Here is an 18,727-nt window from a genome sequence, read left to right on the forward strand (position 1 = left end):
ATGTCCCAATGCGTGGCAGTATTGTGACCAGGCATTTTGGGGAATGAAGAAGAGGCTGCCTGTGATCGGCAACCTCTTTTTTCTAGCAAACGATCCTATCGCAGTAAAAATCCGTCTTTCAGCGGGTCCGTAGGGTCAACGACAAATTGATGCAGACCTGTGATGAACGCCGTTCCTTCTATGCTCGGAATGACAGCCGGATAGCTCCCCACCTGTGTGGTTGCTACCACCTTGCCGATAAACTGGCTCCCGACAATTCCTTCATGGACAAACGATTCTCCAGCAGCCAGCTTGCCTCGCGCATGCAAAGTGGCTACGCGAGCCGCAGTACCTGTACCGCATGGTGAGCGATCGATCTGTTTGTCGGCGAAAATCGTCACGTTGCGCAGGTCTGATCCTTTCACTCTCGGCTTATCCGAGATAATCACCCCGTAGATGCCTTTAAGCTCAGGTTCCAACGGATGAACAACCTCCATTGTCGCCTCGATTTGTTCCTTGATTCGCTTGCCCCACTCTTGCAGCTCGGCCAATTGCTCAATTTCTACCTGAACCCCGATATCTTCCGCCTGTACTACTGCATAGAATGCTCCGCCAAAAGAAATGTCCACTGAAAAGGTACGTCCTCCCCACTCAATAGGAACGTCTTGTGCCAAAACAAAGGAGGGGACATTTTCAAACGAGACGGAATGGACCAGCGATTCTTCCGCGTTAGCATGTGCAATGATTCTTCCTGCTGGACTGTCAATCACAATACGCTCTGTTGGATCTTCCAGCCGAAGGATTCCAGTCTCAATGGCAGCCGTCACAACCGCAATGATTCCATGCCCGCACATGGTACTGTAGCCCTCGTTATGCATGAACAGCACGCCAAATGCCGCATCTGGACTGACAGGCTCTGTCATGACACAACCGTACATCCCATGATGCCCTCGCGGCTCATACATAAGGATCCGCCGGATATAGTCCAGCTCCTCCCGAAAATAGCGCCGCTTCTCTAGAATCGTTTTGCCCGCGAGCGGTGGGATGCCGCCTGTCATGATGCGCAGTGGCTCCCCTCCGGTATGGGCCTCGATTGTCGTAAACAACTGATTGATGTGCATAACATCCTCACCTTTTTATGCGATTGGCGAAAAGCTCGATGGATCACCACGCGTATTTGATCGCGCATGTTTTCGTCGTACTGTAGAAATCAAGCGCCGCCTGACCCTGCTCCCGTGTATGTGAGCTGGACAGCTTCATGCCGCCAAATGGAGCCTGGTATTCCACACCTGCCGTCTCCTGATTGACCCGAACCATTCCCGCCTGCGCTACATCCAAGAAGCGATGGGCACTCGCCAAATCTCGGGTGAACAGCGAAGCGCTCAGTCCGTATACAGACTGGTTGCACAGCTCCACTGCCTCGTCAAAACCGTCTGCTGTCAAAAGCACAGCCAATGGTCCGAACACTTCCTCCTGAACGAGGCGATGATTGGCAGCAACACCCTCGACAATTTGGGGACGGATGTAATAGCCTTGCTCCTCTTTTGCATATGATGGGCTTTGGGCAATGACTGTTGCTGCATCATTAGCCAATGCGATGTATTGCCCAACCGTCTCATACTGTGCAGCCGAGGCAACTGGCCCCAAATACGCTTCCAGATCGCTGGCATCTCCTACCCGGCACGTCTCCATAGCCGATTGCAATCGCTCGACCAGTGGCTGATAGATCGTTTTTTCTACAATGATCCTGCTGGTAGCCGTACATTTTTGACCAGCCGATCGAAACGCGCCACTGAGCAAAATCGGAACCGTTTTATCCAGATCAGCATCAGCCAAAACGACTGCCGCATTTTTTCCGCCCATCTCGGTTTGATACTTGATATTGCGACCCGCGCACGCGATGGCAATCTGTCTGCCTGTTTCAGATGAGCCAGTAAAGCTGACTGCATCGACTTCAGCTTCATTCGTGAGTGTATTGCCGATCTCTCGGCCCTTGCCAATCACCAGATTCAACACACCCGCAGGCAGCTTTGTTTCCGCAAATATTTCAGCTAGTCGTGTCGCTGTGAGCGAACCATTTTCCGCTGGCTTCCAGATGACTGTATTCCCGCAAATGAGTGCTGGGGCGATCTTCCAGATGGGGATCGCAACGGGGAAGTTCCATGGAGTGATGACCGCCACGACTCCGAGCGGGATACGACGGCTGTATTGCAGAACGTTCGTATCTGAAGAAGGAATCAGGTTGCCGTTGGAACGCATCCCTTCTCCGGCATAATAGCGCAACAGACTGACCCCGCGCGCCACTTCTCCGCGCATCTCGCCAAGCTGCTTGCCCATTTCCCGGCTTGCCAGCTGTGCCAAGCTGTCTGCATTTGCCTCTAGTGCGGCAGCCATTTGAAAAAGGATTTCGCCACGAGCCGCACCCGTTTGTTTTGCCCAGCCGATCTGTGCTGCACGAGCTGCCTGTTCAGCGGCAAAAACATGCGACCGATCAGACAGGTGCAGAACGCCGACTTCTTCTGTGATACGCGATGGGTTCTTGACCGTTAGTTCCTTCCCTGACGGCGTCATCCATTCGCCGCCAATCCAGTTTTTGCTGTGCATTCTGCCCGTCCCCCTATCGTCCACTTGCAGCGCCGACAGCGTAGTCAAACGCCTTTTTAATGCCCGCGTAGTATTCTTCAGACAGCGGCAGACGCGGCGGACGAGTCGGTCCTACTGGGAAGTCTGCCAGCTCCATCATGTATTTGATCGACTGTACCAATTGTGGACTCGCGTCGTAGTGGAACAACGGCAACAATCGACGATAAAGCGCCTGTGCCTCGGCGAGCTTGCCTGCCCGTGCCAGACGGAACAGCTCCACGCCTTCTTTTGGCAGTGCATTCGGTACACCTGAGATCCAGCCTGTCGCCCCGATCAAGCCACCCTCCATGACGAGATCGTCTACACCGACCATGACTTCTAAATCCGTCAGGGCAAGAATGTCCTGCATGCGGCGTACGTCTCCGGAGAATTCCTTCACCGCGACGATATTTTCAAACTTCGCCAGTCTTGCCAAAATATCCGGTGTCAGGTCGATTTTGTAATCGTGAGGATTGTTGTAGGCAATAATCGGCAGCCCGACTGTGTTCAGTGCCTCATAGTGGGCAAACACTTCATTTTCCAATGGCTTGTAGTTAATCGGAGGCAAGGCCATTACGCCTGCTGCTCCCGCATCCTTGGAGAATTGCACCCATTCCACAGCTTGACGGGTAGACGGGGCAGCAGAGCCTACAACCACCGGTACTCGACCTTTTGCGGCAGCGATCACGGTATGAATGACTTTTGCCCGCTCTTCTCCTGTCATTGTCGCGTATTCTCCCAGCGAACCGGACGGAACCAGTCCGTCTACGCCCTCCTGAATCAACCAGTCACACAATTCCGTCAAGCGTTTGTAATCCACCTCATAGTCGCTTGTAAACGGTGTGACAATCGCCACGTACACTCCTTCAAATCTTCCCATTTTTCATTCTCCTCTCACGTTTGGGTTTGTGTTTTAATGATCAGTTGCGGCTGGTATGAGTAAAAAGCCATTCGCCAGCTCGTCTTCCGGATTGTAAAAAATCGTATGCTTACCCATCAGCCAGGCCGAGCCTGCAATTCGGGTGATGACAGCAGGCAGCTCCCCTTCCTCCGTCACCTGCAGCACTCTTCCTGTAAACAGAGAACCGACGATGCTCTCATGCACAAACGGTTCGTCTATCCCGATCTCCCCTTTGGCAAACAGAGTCGCCAGCTTGGCGGAAGTGCCCGTTCCACATGGCGATCGGTCGATTCCGCCCGGCGGTACGACGACGGTATTTTTCACATCCGCTCCCGGATTGTCAGGGGCCGTAAAGAACTCCACATGGGTCAGTCCGCGAATAAACGGCTTCTCTGGATGAACGATCTCCATGGCCTGATTAATCGCTTTTCGAATCGTGACAGCCGTATCGACAATGGTGGATGCATGGGCTGGCGTCAGTTCGAAATTGAGCTTGCGTGCATCTGTGATGGCATAAAAATTTCCACCGTACGCAATATCGCAGGTCACCGCTCCAATCCCTTCTACATCTACCGTCACATCTTGCTGATAGAGGAAGGCTGGAATGTTCACAAATGATACTTCCTTGGCTTTTCCTCCCTCTACCTGTATGTCTACCTCGACCAGTCCTGCTGGCGTATCGAGCGTAAGCTTTGTCACCGGCTCAGTCACGGGGATCATGCCAGTCTCCACCAGCGCTGTGCATAGACCGATCGTATCGTGGCCGCACATCGGCAAGTATCCGCCTGTCTCGATATAGATCACTCCCACATCCGCATCCGGATGGCATGGGTCAACAATCAAGGCACCCGACATCACATCATGCCCGCGCGGCTCATACATCAAAAACGTGCGAATCCAGTCGTACTCGTCCTTCATCTGCAGCATTTTTTCTCCCATCGTGGCCCCAGTAAGCTTTGGCAGACCACTGATTACCGTCCGGGTAGGGTTTCCCCCGGTATGCGTGTCAATGGTGGTAAACACCCTCGTTGCTTTCATGGATGCAACACTCCTTTTTTCGTAAACCGTTCCAAGCACAGCGGCTCTGTCGGAATAATGGTGTCTGTCTGATCGACTAGCATCTCGGACACTAGCTTGCCTGTGACGGCAGCCAGACTGATTCCATCTCCTTCATGACCAGCCGCGATAAAGTAACCAGGAACTTTTTCTACGCGAGAAATAATCGGCAAGTGGTCCTCTGTCCACGGGCGCAAACCGCAATACGTACGGATAATGGCGAAGTCGGCGATCTTCGGATAAAAGCGCAGTGCTCTTCTCGCCATGCACCTGACGACATTCAGATCAATCCGCGAATCAAAGCCTACAAACTGACGACTGGAGCCAATCAAGAAGTTCTGGCTTTCTGTCGGTTCAAATACGAGCGCGACTCCATACTTCTCTGTCTCCTCGTCTACTTGTCGCACTCCGCCAAACTTCGAGATGAGGTAGCCGAACTCCATCACCTTTCGCACGCCGACAGGCATCTGTCTCGAGGCGACGATCAAATGCCCTTTGCGCGGAACGATCGGAATATCCACCCCGACCATGTTGCCAATGACTGGCGCCCATACTCCCGCGGCGTTGACGACCTGCTTGGCTGTCATGCTGCCTGTACCAAGCCCGATGTGAAACGTTCCCGTCACCTGATCACGTCTAAGCGACTTGACCTCTGTACGGCGCATGATCCTCGCTCCATGCTTTTTCGCTCCTTCAAACAGGGCAAAGGTCAGCATGTACGGATTGACGGTAGAATCGGTGGCGCACTCCAAGCCTCCCAGCAAGTCGTCGGCAAAGTAAGGCGACTCCTGCCGAATATCCGATCGGTCCAGCATCCGAAATGGCAGTCCGACTTCCTTTTGCCGTCTCACCCATTCATGAGCGGCTTCCATCTCTGCCTCTGATTCGCAGACGAGAATGCTTCCCGGCGCCCGATATTCAAACGTATGGTCCAGCTCCCGGCTCAGCTGATCAACGAGCATCTGGCTTTTCAGGGACATCTGACTGTCAAAGCCGGGGTCCTTGTCGATCGCTAAAATATTCCCGTCACAGCGTGAGGACGTCCCTGATGCCAGCTCGCCTTTTTCCAGGACAACGACATCCAATCCAGCCTTCGCAGCGTAATACGCAATCGCCGCACCGATTATGCCACCGCCGATTACCGCAATCTGCGCATGGGTTTGTACTGTCATGCTGATTCTCCTCAAATGCGTATTCTGCTACTCTCTTACTCTTTTTTTGCAAAAGCCATGCCAATCGTTCCAAGCGAGATTCCCAAAATATTTCGTCTAAATTCTTTGACAACCGAAAGAGCGAATGTATAATAAATGAGAAAATGTTCAAAATTTTATACACTTGAACTACCTCTTTTAAAAGGGATGATCGAGTTGAATCACAAACTTCCTGCCTTAACCGAGTTGATACAGACAAACATGCGGATTTTTAACGACCAAGAGCTTTTCCCTCCTCAGTTGGACGAAACCATTCCTGTATTTGTCCAGCGTCAAGCCACCTGGTATGTGGCCAATTCCTCCCATTTAACCGTCAACTTGACGATCGATTGCACACAAGCCCCTTGGGAACCAGCTGCTGTGACGACACTGGATTCAACATTGGCCGACGCTATCCACCTGCTAGCTACTCACAACTATCTCCTGATCGAAAAACAGCCCGGAGTCCCTATCGGCTACCTTCATCGAGGCGCAGTCATACAAGCCATTTTTTCCTCGTACGAGATCTTGGAAGCGTATTTCGAGACGATGATCAAGACCATGGACGCTTCTATATCCGTCATCGACGAAAAAGCACGTGTGATGGTTTGGACAGAAGGGGCTGAACGAATCTTTTCCTTGAAAGCAAAAGAAACGATTGGTCGCCCGATCACCGAATTTTTCCCACTCGAGATGCTCGAAACGCTCAAATCTCTGCAAAGCGGACAGTCTCTCTACCGTCATCAGCATCAGCCGCGGGAGGATCTCGTCGTGCTCATCAATACCAATCCGATCTATTTGCATGACAAAATCATCGGTGCTGTCGCGGCGGAAACCGATATCACGAGCCAGGTCCGACTGAATCAGGAGCTGTTGAACGCCAACAAAAAAGTGAACCACTTACAGCAAGAAATGGCGAAGCTCAGTCCGACCCCTGATCCATTTGCACAGATCAAGGGAACGAGTCTCCCCATTCGCCATATCAAGTCCATGATCCAAAAGCTCAGCGCTACACAAGCAACCGTCTTGATCACAGGGGAAAGTGGCGTCGGCAAGGAGCTTTTCGCCAAAGCCGTGCATGATGTACGGGAAGGCTCCAATGCGCCCTTTATCGCCATCAACTGCGGTGCGATTTCGCCTACTTTGTTTGAAAGTGAGCTGTTCGGGTACGAGAAAGGTGCCTTTTCTGGTGCGGATCAAAAAGGGAAAAAAGGAATGATTGAGCTGGCACGTGGTGGAACGCTGTTTCTCGACGAGGTAGGAGAAATGCCGCTCGATATGCAAGTGAAGCTGCTTCGCGTGCTTCAAGAGAAAAAATATTATTCGGTCGGAGGGACCAAGCAGATTGAGGCGGACTTCCGCGTGGTTGCCGCCACGAATAAAAATTTGGAGGAGTTAGTAAAGGAAGGAAAGTTTCGCCAAGACCTGTTCTATCGGCTCAATGTCGTGACGCTGAAAATTCCTCCTCTTCGAGAACGCATTGAAGATACGATTGAACTCGCCCACTTTTTTCTCTATGAATTCTCTTTACGTTACAACCGTCCCATTCATGCCATCTCGCAAAATGTGATGCAAAACCTGCTCCAATACGACTGGCCAGGCAACATTCGCGAGCTGCGAAATGCCATTGAACGATTGGTGGTATTTGCGACAGACGGTATTATCAAAGAAGAAGATTTGCCGTATTCCTTGCAAGGTCAGACGAAACAGGTACCGATTGAGCTCCCTCCCGATCTCTTTTCTCTGCAAGAAGAAATCGAAGCGCATGAGCGCCGTGTCATTTTGCGAGCCATCGAGCTGGAAAATGGCAACAAGCAGGCCGCTGCGAAAAGACTTGGCATATCGCGTGCTACGCTCTATAACAAGTTGGGTAAGTAAAAAAGAAAATACGTTGTTCGTCAACGGTTTTGCATGGGGAAGCCCTGCCACATGTTTTCCAGTCGCCTGTATCCTCTCTTCGTTCGGGCGGTCTCCTTCCAAACATGTGACAGGGCTTTTCGAGCTGTTTTGTGTACATCCAGCTTTTCAAACCGTTTTTGGGGTGATCAAGGTAGATTACATGTGCTAACTGATCATCTTGAGTTATCGAATCATGATCGTGAAGCATTTGTGGTTCGTTTTGATGACTCAATGCTCGTGAACAGGCGTTTTTCCTTCTTGAATCGACTTACAATTATGTGTTACCAAAGCTGCGTAAGAAGAAGCAGATTTCCAGTCCAAGTGCCTCTGGAGCCCGCCCCAGCGCAGGAATGAATGGCGGGGAATTTCAGCTTCACTTATGGAATCCTTCCTCGAAACTTCTACGTTTGAAGCGCTCCCGCCATTCATTCCGGAGCGGACAGTCCTCTCCCCCTTGCGGGGCGTAGGCCGAAGCGTAGACTGGAAATACGCTTCTTCCCTCCACTACAGCTTCTTTTTAAATTTCGTACGCCACCTCGAACAAAAATCAGGAAAACGTCGCCCCGCTTTAGGCGGCAACACCTCAGACAAAATACGGATCAATTCCATGGTTGATTCCTCCTTTGTCATCGGGCACTTACTTACGCGCCCAAATACGCCTTGACGATTGAATCGTCGGCCCGAAGCACGTCTGCTTTATTTTCCATGACGATGCTCCCTGTCTCCATTACATAGCCGCGATGAGCAAGCTTCAACGCTGCCTTGGCATTTTGTTCGATCAAAAGGATCGTCGTGCCTTGCCTGTTTATTTCTCTGATTATATTCATGATCTCAACCACAATAATCGGGGCGAGCCCCATCGACGGCTCATCTAACATCAAGAGCTTTGGACGTGCCATGAGACCGCGGCAGATTGCGAGCATTTGCTGCTCGCCTCCGCTCAGCGTTCCTCCCATTTGTTCACTCCGCTCCTTCAATCGAGGGAACAGCGCGAAAGCCTGCTCAATCCCCTCTGCGATGGACGCCTTCTCTTTTCGCTGTGCAAAACCGCCTAGCTCCAAGTTTTCACGCACAGTCAAGCCAGCAAAAATCCGCCTGCCTTCTGGTACATGGATGATGCCTGCCTCGACAATTTGGTGAGGAGCCCAGCCTACGAGACTCTGTCCATGAAGCAAGACATCTCCACTGCTTGGTCGAACGATTCCAGAAATCGTTTTGAGTGTCGTGCTCTTGCCTGCACCATTGCTACCTAGCAGTGCGACAATCTCTCCTTCATGCACCTGTAGGTCGATGCCTTTAAGCGCTTCAATTTTCCCGTAAAACGAATGAATGCCGCTGATTGTCAAAAGTGGTGTCATATCGCCTCCTCCTCCTTTCCCAGGTAGGCTTCTACGACACGCGGATTGCTGAGCACATCCTCTGGAGTTCCCTCTGCGATCTTCTGTCCGTAGTCGAGGACGATTACTTTTTCCGAGATTTTTTTGATCAAACCCATATCGTGCTCGATAATCAACACTGTCAACTCGTAATGGGTGCGGATTCGCTTGATCAAAGCAATCAGGTCTTCCTTCTCCTCATAATTCAGCCCCGCAGCAGGCTCATCGAGGAGCAGCACTCGCGGCTTGGTAGCTAAGGCCCGCGCGATTTCCAAATACCGCTGGGCGCCATACGGCAAGTTTTTGGCAATGCGCCAGCAACTGTTTTCCATCCCCACGAAGCGAAGGCAGTCCCTTGCCGTATCCTCGATCAACTGTTCCTCTCGGCGCTGTGCCCTCGTCTGCCAGAGTGCTCCCCAGACGGTTTGGCTCGTGCGGCTGTGCATGCCTGATTTGACATTATCCAAAACCGTCAAATTCGGAAACAGCCGCAAGTTTTGAAACGTTCGCGCCATGCCGAGCCGTGTGATTTGGCTTGGCTTTTTTCCTACGAGCTGGTTGCCTGCAAGGATGATCTGCCCCGCAGTCGGACGGTAAAATCCGGTGATCATGTTGAAGACGGATGTTTTCCCCGCTCCATTCGGGCCAATGATACTGCTGATCGAGCCTGGGCTGATATCAAAAGACAAATCGTTTACCGCAGTCAGACCGCCGAATTTAAGCGTTACATTTTTCATTGTCAAGCTTGACGTCATTACCACTGCCCCCTTCCGTAGCCTCCTCGGTCTTGCTACGTCTAGCGCCTCGTTTCATCTCATAGCGGGCAGGCCACAGTCCTTGGGGGCGAAACAGCATCATCGCGACCAGCGCGGCGCCGAAGATCAAATACCGCCAATCTTCCACTGAGCGCAGCAGCTCCGGCAAGGCAATGACCAGCACGGCACCCAAGACGACGCCAGGAATGCTGCCCAAGCCTCCCAATACCACTGCCAGAAGTATCATGATGGACTGGGTAAAGCTAAAGCTGAGCGGCGCAATCGCACTCATTTTGACAGCAAAAACAGAACCAGCCAGACTCCCGATGACAGCTCCGATCGAATACGCCAGCAGCTTCATATTGATCCGGTTAATGCCCATCGCCTCGGCAGCATCCTCGTCCTCGCGGATATACATCCACGCCCTGCCGATGCGGGATGTGCCCAACCGTTTTACAGCCACGACCGCCAAAACAGCAATGATCAAGATCAAATAGTAAAAGTCGATCTGGCCTCCAAGAACATAGCCCCCAATAGAAGGACGCGGGATTCCGTAAATGCCTGAAGCTGATCCGGTAATAGTAAGATTGATCGCTAAAATACGAATAATTTCCCCAAATCCGAGGGTGACAATTGCCAAGTAGTCACTGCGCAGTCGAAGTGTCGGCGCACCGATGATCACACCCACAATAGCCGCAAATACCATGGCCACAGGCAAGGTCAGCCAAAACGACCATTGATACACAGTCATCAGAATGCCTGTCGTATAAGCGCCTACCGCAAAAAAGGCGGCGTAGCCCAAATCGAGTAATCCAGCAAAGCCGACTACCACATTCAACCCCTGGGCCAAGACAACGTAGAACAAGGCAAGTGTCGCAACATCCAGCCAGTAGTTATTGGACAGAAAAGGCAGTACACACGCGACGGCGAGCAACAGGACAACAGCGATTTTTTTTCGAGATGGATTCATCCGCTACATCCTCTCTGTCACTTTCTCACCCATAATCCCCGTTGGCTTCAATACGAGAATCATGATCAACAAGGAAAACGCCACGACGTCCTTCCATGAACCGCCGAAAATAAATGTTCCGGCTGTCTCCATCATACCGAGCAGCAGCCCACCCAACATCGCGCCCGGAATGCTGCCAATCCCCCCCAAAACCGCCGCCGTAAACGCCTTGAGTCCAATGACAAAGCCCATCATGAAATTGACGGTTCCGTAATAAGCACCTGCCATCGTGCCTGCACCTGCTGCAAGCGAAGCACCAATGAAAAAGGTCAAGCCAATGACTTTATGCACATGGATGCCCATTAAATGACAAGCCGTCTGGTCAAGCGCAATCGCTCGCATAGCCTTGCCGTACAGGGAGCGATTGATGAAAAGATGCAAGCCCAGCATTAAAAGCGCAGAGATGATAACAAGACCGATTTGGACATACGTGATTTTGGCCCCTAAGAGGCTAATGCCGTCGTGAGAAAGCTGCAAGGGATACACTTGATACTGCGCGCCCCAAACAATCATCGAGCCGTTTTCCAAAAAGAGAGAGACACCAATTGCCGTAATCAGGATAGAAAGTCGTGGAGCCAACAGGAGCGGTCGATAAGCCACCCTCTCGATCCCCATCCCGATGACGCCGACAATCACCATCGTCAGCAATAAGACAATCAATATTCCCATCAAGCCTCCTCCGGAAGAGTCTCCGCCGAGCACGCTGAGCAAGGTATATCCGACAAATGCACCGAGCATGTACAAATCGCCATGCGCGAAATTGAGCAGCTTGATAATGCCAAAAACCATCGTGTAGCCCAATGCAAGCAAACTGTAAAAAGCACCGATGACCAGTCCGTCCGCCAGCGTTTGGACGAGAATGTCCATTCCTCCACCATCCTTACTTGAAGCAAGATTGACGTATGTCCTACTTCGCTAACGTGAACTTGCCACCCGTCACCTTCAAGACGGCGAAGTTGGAGTTATCCAGCGTATTTTGGGCGTTAAACGAGATTGTTTGACCGAGTGCCTTGAAATCTTTTGTTTCTTTGATCGCTTTTTTGATGGCGTCACGATCAGTCGAGTTCGCTCGTCCGATCGCATCTGCCAGTAGATTGACCGCATTGTAGCTCAACGCAGAGAAAGGACCCGGTGCCAAGTTGGTGTACGTCTGCTTGTAATCAGAAGTGAAAGCTTCTGCTCCCTCGATGAATTCTGCTGTAGGTGTCGCGGTAATCAAAAGCCCTTCCGCATTGTCTGCGCCTGCAATCTTGATGACGTCCTCACTGAATGAGCCATCGCCTGCGAAGAACAGACCAGATACGCCTTTTTGCTTGAATTGCTTGACCATGAGTCCGCCTGCCGCATAATAGCCGGTAAAATACGTCGCGTCCGGCTGGAGGCCTTTTATTTTGGTTACCAGCGCACTGAAATCTTTTTCTTCTGGATTGATTGCTTCATACGCAATGACAGTACCGCCGGATTTTTCAACGGACGCTTTGGCAAAATCAGCCAAGTCTTTCGCGTAGGCAGAATTATCATGGATGAGCACAACTTTTTTCGCCTGGTTCGCTGCCATATAATCTGCTGCGGTTTGTGCCTGGTCTGGGGTTAGGCCATTGATCAAAAAGAGGGTGTCATAGCCTTGAGCGGGTAATTTGGCTGAGTTGGCTGCGGGAACGATCATGGGAATGTTGGCGTTTTTGAATACACCCGATGAGGGGAGTGTCGCGCCTGAGCAGTAGCCACCGACGACAGCCACTACGTTTTGGGAGACCAGCTTATTGGCTGCTGTCGTCGCCATTTGTGGATCGCAACCATCATCAGCCACTTCGACCTTCAATTTTTTTCCAACAACTCCACCGCTGTCGTTTATTTTTTTGACAGCCATTTCGATGGCGTTTTGCATGTCTTTTCCATCCGTTGCGTTATTACCAGTTATTGGTAAAATCACACCGACGAGTATCTCGCTAGCGTCTGCACCACCAGTAGAAGATCCTTGATTGGCACATCCCGCTACAGTAAGCGTTAGAGTCAACATCGCTGCGACGATCACACTTCCCCATTTTTTCATAGCCCATCCCCCATTCGAATATTATTCGATTGATGCCCATTTCCAGTCGATTGCACCTAGACCATCCTGGAAGATTCCTTTTACCTTGTCATTCTTCACCCATGTATGCGTATAGAAGTAGATCGGCATAATCGGCATTTCGTCCATCATGATTTGTTCGGCTTCACGCAGAATCGCCTTGCGCTTTTCCGGATCACTCTCTGTGGCTGACTGGTTCAACAGCTCTTTGAACTTCGGATTCTCCCAACGCGTATCGTTGTTTCCTCCGTCCTTTTCCTTGAACAGTTCCAGGAAGTTGATCGGATCGTTGAAGTCACCCGACCAGCCAAGACGCCCGACCTGGTAGTTGCCCTCGTGCATGGTCTCGAGGTACACCTTCCATTCTTGATTTTCCAGCTTCACTTCTGCTCCAAGGTTTTGGCGCCATTGGTCCTGAATCGCTTCTGCAATCTTTTTATGCCCTTCCGACGTGTTGTAGCTGAGCTTGATCGGCGGCAGTTTAGAGATGCCCAACTCTTTCATTCCTTCTTCTAACAGCTTTTTCGCCGTTTCTTGATCATTGTCTTTGAAATAACCGCCTGTATTGAGTCCCATTGTCGGAGGAACTGCTGCCATTGCTGGCTGCTGATTCGCTTGGAGTACGTTGTCGATCAAAATTTGACGGTTAATGCCGTAGGCAAAAGCTTTACGAATCTTCACGTTATTGAACGGAGGTTTCTCTGTATTGAACTTGTACCAGTAGGTAGCACCGACAGGCTTCACTTGCAGCTTTCCGCTGTCTTTAAGCGCTGGCATCGCATCTGTTGGCAGCGAGCTTAACGGACTGCCTGCCCAGTCAATCTCGCCATTTTCGAACATGGACAGCTCTGTGTTTTCATCCTCCACCATCGAGAACTCGATCTTGTCCAGCTTGACGCTATCTTTGTCCCAGTAGTTGTCGTTTTTCACGAGTACCATTTTGCTTTTGTGTTCCCAAGACTCCATTTTGAATGGACCATTTCCAACGTGTGTTTTGGCTTCTCCAGACCATTTTTCATCTGTCTCGACTACCTTTTTATTTACCGGGAAATAAGTTTGGAAGGCGGTTAGTTCCAGAAAAAACGGGGTTGGATTCGTCAACTCTACTTGGAGGGTCTTGTCATCCAATGCTTTTACGCCGACATCTTCCAAGCTGCCAGTCCCTTTGTTGGCCTTCTCCGCATTCTTGATGTAATAGAGCTGGTAGGCATAATTAGACGCTGTCTTCGGATCGAGAGCTCGCTTCCACGCGTATTCGAAGTCGTGGGCTGTGACCGGTTCTCCGTTGCTCCACTTGGAGTCCCTCAGCTTGAAAGTGTATGTTTTCATATCACTCGATACTTCAATCTTCTCAGCTACTGCTTCCTCCGGCTTGCCCGAAGGCCCGATGCGTGTCAGTCCATCAAAAACTGCTTTGACGATGGCAGCAGAAGTCGTGTCTTCCGCAAGTCCAGGATCACCTGTAGGTGGTTCGGAGTGAAGATTCCAGCGTAAAACTTGTGCTTTTGCTGGTTCTTTAGACGGGGTGGCAGGTGCTGGCTGCGTGCTCGACTGTCCAGTCTGTGATGCTTGCTCGGCTGGCTTCGCTGCTGGCTGTCCTCCTCCACATCCTGCTAACGCTAATCCCATGACTGCTAGACTACTCATTACCGCAAACATACTTTTTTTCATTTGATCAACCCCCATTATTCAGTCGTTATGTCTTGGTTTTCAGAATTATCAGAATGCAAGAGGTATGCCAAAATGGAAGGCGGCAGTGACTTCGTTCTAGAGTGAGTTGTTGTAAATTTTTTTGTACACTGTATACCTTGTTGTGTTTCAAAACTTAGACACCGCTATTAGACAAAATAAGCCTCAGCCCACTTACTCGGCCAAGGCTTTTGTCTCTCGATTTACAAAATGATCAATTCGCGCGGTGAATGTGTAAGGACCTCATTGCCACTCTCTGTAACAACCAGATCGTCTTCGATACGGACCCCACCAAGCTCTGGGATATAAATCCCCGGCTCCACGGTCAAAATCATGCCTTCTTGGAGAACAGCGGTGCAACGTGTGGACATAAATGGCTCTTCATGAATATCGAGACCCACTCCATGGCCCATCCCATGCCCAAATCGTTCGCCATAGCCGTGCTCCGTAATGTAGTCCCTTGAGAAGGCGTCTGCCTCTTTCCCGGTAATACCAGGACGAATGCCTGCAACAGTCCGATTGCGTGCTTCTAAAACGATCTCGTAGATAGCTTTGAGCTGTTCATCAGGAGTGCCAATAGCAACCGTTCGGGTAATATCAGAGCGATACCCTTGGTACAATGCACCAAAGTCCAACGTGACCATATCTCCGGCTTCAATCATTTTTTCACTCGCTACGCCATGAGGAAGTGCGGAACGATAACCAGAAGCAATAATGATGTCAAAAGCAGAACCCGACGCCCCTTCCTTTCGCATGAACATTTCCAATTCGTTAGACACCGCAAGCTCTGTGATCCCGGGGCGCAAGAAGGACGTAATATGAGAGAATGCCGCATCGGCGATTTGCGCAGCCGTTCGGATGATCGCCAGTTCTTCCTTTGTCTTAATCATCCGCAATCCCTCAATGACACCTGACGTCGGAATGAATGCTGTTTGGACGGCCTCGCTGTATTTGCGATGCAAGGCAAACGAGACATTCTCCTCCTCAAAGCCGAGATGGTTGATCCCCATCGCTTCCGCCTGGCGCGCTACTTCACTGTATACGGATTCTTTTGTCGGCAAATAAACGATCTCAAAGCCTGTTGCTTGTGCTTGCGCTTGGGCTGTGTAACGGAAATCTGTGAAGAGCTTGGCCTGGTCCCTTGAAATGAGGACAACTCCGTATGTACCTGTAAAGTTTGTGAGGTATCGGCGGTTTTGTCCATTGGTGATCACAATCCCGTCGATTCCAAGTGAATCGAATTGCTCACGCAGTCTTGTTACTTTTTCCATCTCTGTCATCCCTCTTTTGTTTGTCGTGATTAGGATCGTTCTTTGAGAATATTCAGCAAGTATTGTGCCAGTCAGGACGATCTCACTCAGTTCTCCATGGCACGACACTTGCATTTTCATCAAGCAAGAATGAAAGGAGGCATCATCATGGAATCGCATCCATTGATTATCTGCCGTTGTGAAGAAGTAACTCTCGCTGAATTGGTAGAGACCGCCCAAACCTATCCATGTACCGCACGCGAGCTGAAACTACGGACCAGAGCCGGAATGGGCTGCTGCGGTGGGAGAACCTGCCGTACATTGATCGATCAGGTCATTCAGCAAGTAACTGGCCAAGCGCCTTCTCATACTGTATCTCTTGGATACCAACCGCCTATCCGTCCTGTCTCATTTCAAACGATTGGGGGGCAACGGGCATGAGCCAACGAATTGATCACCATCCGGTCCTCGGTTCACTTGGTGACAGAAAGCAGCTTCCTTTTTATTATAACGGCTCTGTCTATACGGCTTACGAAGGCGAGACGATTGCGGGAGCCCTATTGGCCGCAGGGGTCCGTACGCTTCGGGTGCATGAGGAAAAGGGAACACCTCGAGGAATTTACTGCAATATCGGTCACTGCTATGAATGTCGCGTCCATGTAGATGGTGTCCCTACCGTGCGTGCTTGTATGACGCTTGTGCAGGAAGGCATGCAAGTGAATGCAGGTTCAATCCTTCCTACCCCTTTGAAAAAAGGAGGGCATGGTGCATGATCGACCTTCTCATCATCGGGGCTGGTCCTGCCGGCTTATCTGCAGCAATTGCTAGTGCCAGGCAGGGATTGGCTGTTCGTGTAGTCGATGAGTTTTATCGCCCTGGGGGCCGCTTGCTTGGACAGCTTCACGAAGAACCGGACGGTGTGTGGTGGAATGGACTGGATGAGGCAGCCCGGCTCACGGAGGAAGCGAAACATCTCGGTGTAGAGCTCTGTTGCGGCGTCTCCGTATTCCATTTGACGCAATCCCAGAATGGCTGGGTCGTCTCTACGACACAGGGGGAAATGATAGTCCCATTGCTCCTGATCGCAACGGGGGCTTCTGAAGCAGCCGTACCCGTGCCAGGGTGGACGTTACCTGGCGTGATGTCCATCGGAGCTGCTCAAGTCATGACAAATGTGCAGCGAGTGCGAGTAGGACAACGCGGGGTAGTCATTGGAATTAATATCTTATCGGTGGCGATATCCCGGGAATTGCAGTTGGCTGGAATTGCGGTGGATCGAATGATTCTCCCATCTAGTACGACTGTCAGTGGCACTGCGGGACAACCACAAGCAGTGATGCAATCTTTATTGCGCGTCGCCCATCTTGCCCCTTCTCTGATTATTCGGATGGGGAGCAAAGTAATGGGAAGTTCATGGATGCAAAAGCTGGCAGTGTCCCTCTACCCCTCAAACGGGTTTTCTATGTGGGACATCCCGATTCAACTGCGAACAGCAGCACTGGAGATCGTCGGAACCTCTCAAGTCGAGGGTGTCCGTATCGCCCGAGTTGCCGCCGATGGTTCACCCATAGCTGGAACCGAACAAGTCATTCCAGCTGATTTCGTCTGTATCGCAGGTGCATTAAGCCCACTCGCCGAATTGGCAGCGATTGCTGGGTGCCCTTTTGCCTATGTTCCCTCTTTGGGCGGGCATGTCCCCTTACACAATGAAAGCATGCGAACGCCAGTCCCTGGACTCTATGTTGCCGGCAATATCACGGGAATTGAAAGTGCCAAAGTAGCAATGGCTCAAGGCACGGTCGCTGGACTTTCTATCGCAAAAGCTCGGGGGAAGCTGAAGAATGAACAGCCGTTATCGGATGCCATTCAACAAGTGAAATTCGTCCGCCAAAACGCAACGATTCAGTTCCATCCAGACATTGTGGCTGGGCGTGCACTGGTGGGGCAAATGACAGCAGAATGGATCGCGAACTAATTCATTCCTTCAATAGGAAAGGCAGCCTGTCATTCTTTCACAGCAGGCTGCCTTTGTTTTTTCTTTCTGGTTTGTCCCTTGGTAGTTGATGAAGACGGCAACTCTGAATCCACAGTAAGCGTATCGTGTATTTCCTCTGCCTGTTCACGATAGTGAGCAATAAGCTCAGGATATTCCGCGATTTCTCTCTCTCCTGTCGGAGTGATCGCATACAGTCCTCGTTGCACACGAGCGAACCATCCATAATGATTTTGAATAAGAATCGACGAGGTTTTCTCCCCCGCCCCTTTACTCTTGAGTACTTTAGGCGATAACGGCCCATACTGCTGAAGCAACGTCGCGATTTGAATGCAGCTCTGCTTGTAGGCCGTCATGAGCTTGGTTTGATAGCTGCCGCCAACATTGTAATCGCCGTATCTTCCCCGCATCTCTTCAATGATGCGGTTTCGCTTTTTTTGATTGAATTGCTTGCTTTTTACCCGATCAAACGGTCCCGGTGAAATATTTACTTCCATGACTGCGGGCCCTCTTTTTGGAAAGGACACGAGAATGAGACCGAGCTCAAGACGTCTAACCAAGTAGCATATATCTTGCCATTTTTTCGAAAACAATTTGTATTTGGGCTTAGGGATTGCCATATAAACAAAATCGGTATAGCGTTGTCGCTTGGTTGCCTGTATGAGCAACTCCACACTTAGGTTGCGCTTAAACTCAACAATGATCAGTTCATCGCCTTTGATGGCCGTTAAATCGCAATGCTTGACCTCACCAAAAACGTCATATCCTTGTGTGACAAAATAATTCCGAATCGGTTCGTACATGTCAGCTTCATATTTCTTCTCTGCTTTTGGTTTCATGTGCTCCCCTTCTTTTATAGGAAAAAGAGCCAATCCAGTGGATTGACTCCTCTCTTCGTTATTCCTTCAAAACTGAATACGCATGATTGCTAAGAGTG

At 50.7% G+C, this 18,727-nt stretch carries 17 protein-coding genes; 4 read left to right on the forward strand and 13 right to left on the reverse strand.

Annotated elements, in window-relative coordinates; all coding sequences use genetic code 11:
* Window positions 1–95: 95 nt before the first annotated feature.
* From POF51_RS16215 to POF51_RS16235, 5 genes are read right to left on the reverse strand one after another with little or no spacing between them, the layout of a single operon-like run.
* Window positions 96–1,100, reverse strand: a complete 1,005-nt coding sequence (locus POF51_RS16215; RefSeq protein WP_069848233.1) for a proline racemase family protein — start codon at window positions 1,098–1,100, stop codon at window positions 96–98.
* Between the two features lie 43 nt (window positions 1,101–1,143).
* The gene (locus tag POF51_RS16220) at window positions 1,144–2,583 is read right to left on the reverse strand and encodes an aldehyde dehydrogenase family protein (protein ID WP_271755723.1); all 1,440 of its coding nucleotides are present in this window, start codon (window positions 2,581–2,583) and stop codon (window positions 1,144–1,146) included.
* Between the two features lie 13 nt (window positions 2,584–2,596).
* Window positions 2,597–3,481: a dihydrodipicolinate synthase family protein gene (locus POF51_RS16225; RefSeq protein WP_017252195.1), complete on the reverse strand. Its 885-nt coding sequence runs from the start codon at window positions 3,479–3,481 to the stop codon at window positions 2,597–2,599.
* 33 nt (window positions 3,482–3,514) lie between these two features.
* Window positions 3,515–4,540, reverse strand: coding sequence for a 4-hydroxyproline epimerase (locus POF51_RS16230; RefSeq protein WP_271755724.1), 1,026 nt, complete (start codon window positions 4,538–4,540; stop codon window positions 3,515–3,517).
* Window positions 4,537–5,730: an NAD(P)/FAD-dependent oxidoreductase gene (locus tag POF51_RS16235; RefSeq protein ID WP_271755725.1), complete on the reverse strand. Its 1,194-nt coding sequence runs from the start codon at window positions 5,728–5,730 to the stop codon at window positions 4,537–4,539. The genes POF51_RS16230 and POF51_RS16235 overlap by 4 nt, the downstream gene beginning before the upstream one ends.
* Window positions 5,731–5,865: 135 nt before the next feature.
* On the opposite strand from POF51_RS16235, the gene POF51_RS16240 reads away from it, so the two are divergent.
* Window positions 5,866–7,626, forward strand: coding sequence for a sigma-54 interaction domain-containing protein (locus tag POF51_RS16240; RefSeq protein WP_069848242.1), 1,761 nt, complete (start codon window positions 5,866–5,868; stop codon window positions 7,624–7,626).
* Window positions 7,627–8,288: 662 nt separating this feature from the next.
* Here POF51_RS16240 and POF51_RS16245 read toward each other — a convergent pair.
* The 7 genes from POF51_RS16245 to POF51_RS16275 all read right to left on the reverse strand — a co-directional run bounded on the left by POF51_RS16245 (window position 8,289) and on the right by POF51_RS16275 (window position 15,818).
* Window positions 8,289–9,005, reverse strand: coding sequence for an ABC transporter ATP-binding protein (locus POF51_RS16245; protein WP_069848245.1), 717 nt, complete (start codon window positions 9,003–9,005; stop codon window positions 8,289–8,291).
* Window positions 9,002–9,778, reverse strand: coding sequence for an ABC transporter ATP-binding protein (locus POF51_RS16250; RefSeq protein ID WP_271755726.1), 777 nt, complete (start codon window positions 9,776–9,778; stop codon window positions 9,002–9,004). Before POF51_RS16250 ends, POF51_RS16245 begins: the two co-directional genes overlap by 4 nt.
* Window positions 9,741–10,748: a branched-chain amino acid ABC transporter permease gene (locus tag POF51_RS16255; RefSeq protein ID WP_069848251.1), complete on the reverse strand. Its 1,008-nt coding sequence runs from the start codon at window positions 10,746–10,748 to the stop codon at window positions 9,741–9,743. The genes POF51_RS16250 and POF51_RS16255 overlap by 38 nt, the downstream gene beginning before the upstream one ends.
* A gap of 3 nt (window positions 10,749–10,751) precedes the next feature.
* Window positions 10,752–11,654 (reverse strand): branched-chain amino acid ABC transporter permease, encoded by a 903-nt coding sequence (locus POF51_RS16260; protein WP_069848253.1) that lies wholly within the window; start codon window positions 11,652–11,654, stop codon window positions 10,752–10,754.
* A gap of 40 nt (window positions 11,655–11,694) precedes the next feature.
* Window positions 11,695–12,840, reverse strand: coding sequence for a branched-chain amino acid ABC transporter substrate-binding protein (locus tag POF51_RS16265; RefSeq protein ID WP_069848256.1), 1,146 nt, complete (start codon window positions 12,838–12,840; stop codon window positions 11,695–11,697).
* A 21-nt stretch (window positions 12,841–12,861) separates the two neighbouring features.
* A complete protein-coding gene (locus tag POF51_RS16270; protein ID WP_106834266.1) occupies window positions 12,862–14,529 on the reverse strand; it encodes a peptide ABC transporter substrate-binding protein in 1,668 nt (555 codons plus the stop codon).
* A 221-nt stretch (window positions 14,530–14,750) separates the two neighbouring features.
* On the reverse strand, window positions 14,751–15,818 hold the full coding sequence (locus POF51_RS16275; RefSeq protein WP_069848261.1) for a M24 family metallopeptidase: 1,068 nt from the start codon (window positions 15,816–15,818) through the stop codon (window positions 14,751–14,753).
* Between the two features lie 147 nt (window positions 15,819–15,965).
* Here POF51_RS16275 and POF51_RS16280 point away from each other — a divergent pair, with 147 nt between their 5' ends.
* From POF51_RS16280 to POF51_RS16290, 3 genes are read left to right on the forward strand one after another with little or no spacing between them, the layout of a single operon-like run.
* A complete protein-coding gene (locus POF51_RS16280) occupies window positions 15,966–16,238 on the forward strand; it encodes a (2Fe-2S)-binding protein (RefSeq protein WP_069848264.1) in 273 nt (90 codons plus the stop codon).
* On the forward strand, window positions 16,235–16,570 hold the full coding sequence (locus POF51_RS16285) for a (2Fe-2S)-binding protein (RefSeq protein ID WP_017252217.1): 336 nt from the start codon (window positions 16,235–16,237) through the stop codon (window positions 16,568–16,570). Before POF51_RS16280 ends, POF51_RS16285 begins: the two co-directional genes overlap by 4 nt.
* Entirely contained in the window at window positions 16,567–17,772 is a 1,206-nt protein-coding gene (locus POF51_RS16290; RefSeq protein WP_271755729.1) for an NAD(P)/FAD-dependent oxidoreductase, read from the forward strand. The genes POF51_RS16285 and POF51_RS16290 overlap by 4 nt, the downstream gene beginning before the upstream one ends.
* A 29-nt stretch (window positions 17,773–17,801) precedes the next feature.
* On the opposite strand, the gene POF51_RS16295 is transcribed toward POF51_RS16290, so the two are convergent.
* Window positions 17,802–18,629, reverse strand: coding sequence for a DUF2161 domain-containing phosphodiesterase (locus tag POF51_RS16295; RefSeq protein WP_069848268.1), 828 nt, complete (start codon window positions 18,627–18,629; stop codon window positions 17,802–17,804).
* Window positions 18,630–18,727: the final 98 nt, after the last annotated feature.

Origin of the sequence: Brevibacillus sp. AG (assembly GCF_028369215.1) — a bacterium.
GTDB lineage: Bacteria > Bacillota > Bacilli > Brevibacillales > Brevibacillaceae > Brevibacillus > Brevibacillus porteri.